2 protein-coding genes are annotated in these 2,638 nt (G+C 68.6%); both read left to right on the top strand.

Translation table 11 applies throughout. The features are described from left to right. The coding region (locus Q1L59_RS02630; RefSeq protein WP_300327740.1) for a 2OG-Fe(II) oxygenase at nt 1-2,274 on the top strand (2,274 nt) is incomplete at its 5' end. Then, nucleotides 2,271-2,638 (top strand): lipocalin family protein (locus Q1L59_RS02625; RefSeq protein ID WP_300327739.1); only part of this gene is annotated, 368 nt, incomplete at its 3' end. The genes Q1L59_RS02630 and Q1L59_RS02625, both read left to right, overlap by 4 nt.

Here is a 2,638-nt window from a genome sequence, read left to right as displayed (position 1 = left end):
TATGCCCACGGAACGCACGCGTTCTTTCTTCCCAGGATCGAGGTTGACGGCGTCGGGCCGATTTCGCTGCCTCTTCTGCCAGCGCAGGCCGAGCAACTGATCGCGGTTGCCGAACAGGCGCCGTACGGGCGTGGCGCCGAAACCCTGGTCGATACGGCCGTGCGCCGGACCTGGCAGATCGCCGCCGATCGTATCCGCTTGTGCGGCAGGCAGTGGGAACAGGATCTCGGCGAAATCGTCAGGCGCACGGCCGTCGGCCTTGGCGTCCTCGAACCGGTCAGCGCCGAGTTGTACAAGATGCTGGTCTATGATGCCGGCAGCTTTTTCGTCAGCCACCGCGATACCGAAAAGGCAGCGGGGATGTTCGCCACGCTGGTCGTCGTCCTGCCGTCGATCTTCACGGGCGGCGAGCTGTGCGTACGCCACCGCGAACGCGAGGTCTGCCTTGACCTCACCGCGCATGACCCGTCGGAGCTTGCCTTTGCCGGCTTCTATGCCGATTGCCTGCACGAGGTCCGCCCGGTCACTGCCGGCTGCCGGCTCGTTCTGATCTACAACCTGATTCGCCCGGGCGACAGCGTAGTGCCGCAGCCACCGGCTTACGACACCCAGGTCGACCGCGTCGCCGAACTGCTCGGACGCTGGGCAGCACAGCGCAGCACCGGCGGCGACGCGGAGTGTCCGCAGAAGCTGATCTGGCCACTCGAACACGCCTACACGCTCGCCGAGATGCGCTTTCCAACGCTCAAGCTCGCCGACGCAGCGGTCGGTTCGGTCCTGCTTGCCGCCGCTCAGCGCGCTTCGTGTCAGGTTCTTCTGGCGTTTCTCACGCTCGCCGAGAACGGTGCGGCCGAGTACGCCTATTCCCCGCGCTCGGGTCGCGGCGCCTACTACGCTGCTGACGACGGTGACCTCGAGGCTGGCGAAGTGTTCGACCGCTGGCTGACGCTCAGCGACTGGCAAAGCGCCGACGGCAGCCCTTCCCTGCTCGACACCTTGCCCGCCGCCGACGCCGAACTCTGTCCGCCGCATGCCCTCGACGACGCCGACCCTGACGAAGAGGAGTTCTCCGAGGCGACGGGAAACGCGGGCGCCAGCTTCGAGCGACGCTATCACCGCGCGGCTTTCGTCGTCTGGCCGAATGGCAGCCGCGTTGCGATCATCGCTGCGGCCGGACGCAGCACTTCGCTGCCTTGCCTCGAACGGCTGACCGAGCGCTGGCTTGCCGAGGGCGGCGCAGCCGCTTCGCCTCTGCGGCACGAGGCGCGCGAGCTTGCCCGCCTGATGATTGCCCGACGCGGCGACTGGCCGAGTCAGGGCTGGGTCGCGGCGCGCGAGTCGGACAAGACGAGCGTATTCCTCGCTGCGCTACGCCGCCTCGAAGACCTCGACAACATCGCCGCTTACGCCAGCGAAATCAGCGCCACAGGCGCGTACCGCGCGGGCGACAACGCGGCGCTGAGCGACGCTTTGCTGCTCCTGCCGCCAGTGCGGGCGGCCGAGCTGCTGACGCAGGTGATCGCTGGCAACGCCGTGCCGCAGGCGAGCGCCTGCGCCGAGCTGCTGGCACGCCTGGCAACGAGTTTCGTCACCCGGCTGCCGGTCGGCGCAGCCGCCGAATTGCTGCGTCCCGCCGTGCTCGCGCTGCTCGCCGCGCTGCCCGGCGACGCAAAGACCGCCGCGCCGGCAGCGGACCCGCCGACCGCGACGCGCGCAGCGCCCCTGACACCGACGCTACCCGCCGAACTGCTTCGTGCGCTAGGTCTACTCGACGAAGCGGCGCTTGGCGAGCGCGCGGTCGATCATCTGCTGGCGAATCCGGGCGCCTTCTCATTCGACACCCTCCTCATTCCTGCCGCGCTGACGCTGGCCGCTGAAAACGCCGCGCTGCGCTCCTGGGCACCGACCCAGCGCCTGATTTCCGCGTGCCTGGCGTACCTGGCGCAGCGACTTGCCGTCGTGCTTGCACCGCCGGCCGACTTCGCCCGCGACAGCCGGATCGACTGCAAGTGCCGGCACTGCCGCGAACTCGCCGCATTTCTCGCCGACCCGCAGCGCTCCGAATGGCGCTTCAAGGCCCTCCAGACAGATCGCCTGCACGTCGAGGAGTCGATTCGCCGACACCGTTGCGATGTCGACACCGAGACGGTCCGGCGGGGCAGTCCGCATACCCTTGCCTGCCAGAAGAATCAGGCCAGCTTCGAGCGCCTTGCCGCGCAGCGCGAGCGGGAACGCGCGACCTACGAACGTTTGCGCCAGGCAGCCAGCGAATGAGCCTACCGGCAAAGCACGCACATTGCGCGGCCGTTGCCGGCGAGCCACCGGCGCTGCCCGGCTTTCACCTCGCCCCGTTTCGTCGCCTGCTGCCGATCGCACGCCGACTGGCGCAGACGATCTCGCGCTGGCGTTTGCTCTGGCCGCTGGCAGCCGCCGTATGGCTGCTGGCCGCCTGTACGACGCTGCCGGAAGGCGTCGTCCCGGTCAGCGACTTCCGCCTCGAGCGCTACCTCGGCAAGTGGTACGAAGTTGCCCGTCTCGACCATTCGTTCGAACGCGGTCTGAGCGACGTATCGGCGCACTACCGCCTGCAGCCCGACGGAAGCGTCGAGGTGCTCAACCGGGGCTACAACGCTGCGCG

Source organism: Accumulibacter sp. (genome assembly GCF_029255125.1).
Classification (GTDB): Bacteria; Pseudomonadota; Gammaproteobacteria; order Burkholderiales; family Rhodocyclaceae; genus Accumulibacter.
Note: the sequence above shows the minus strand (reverse complement) of the source record. Positions and strands in the feature narration are given on the sequence as shown.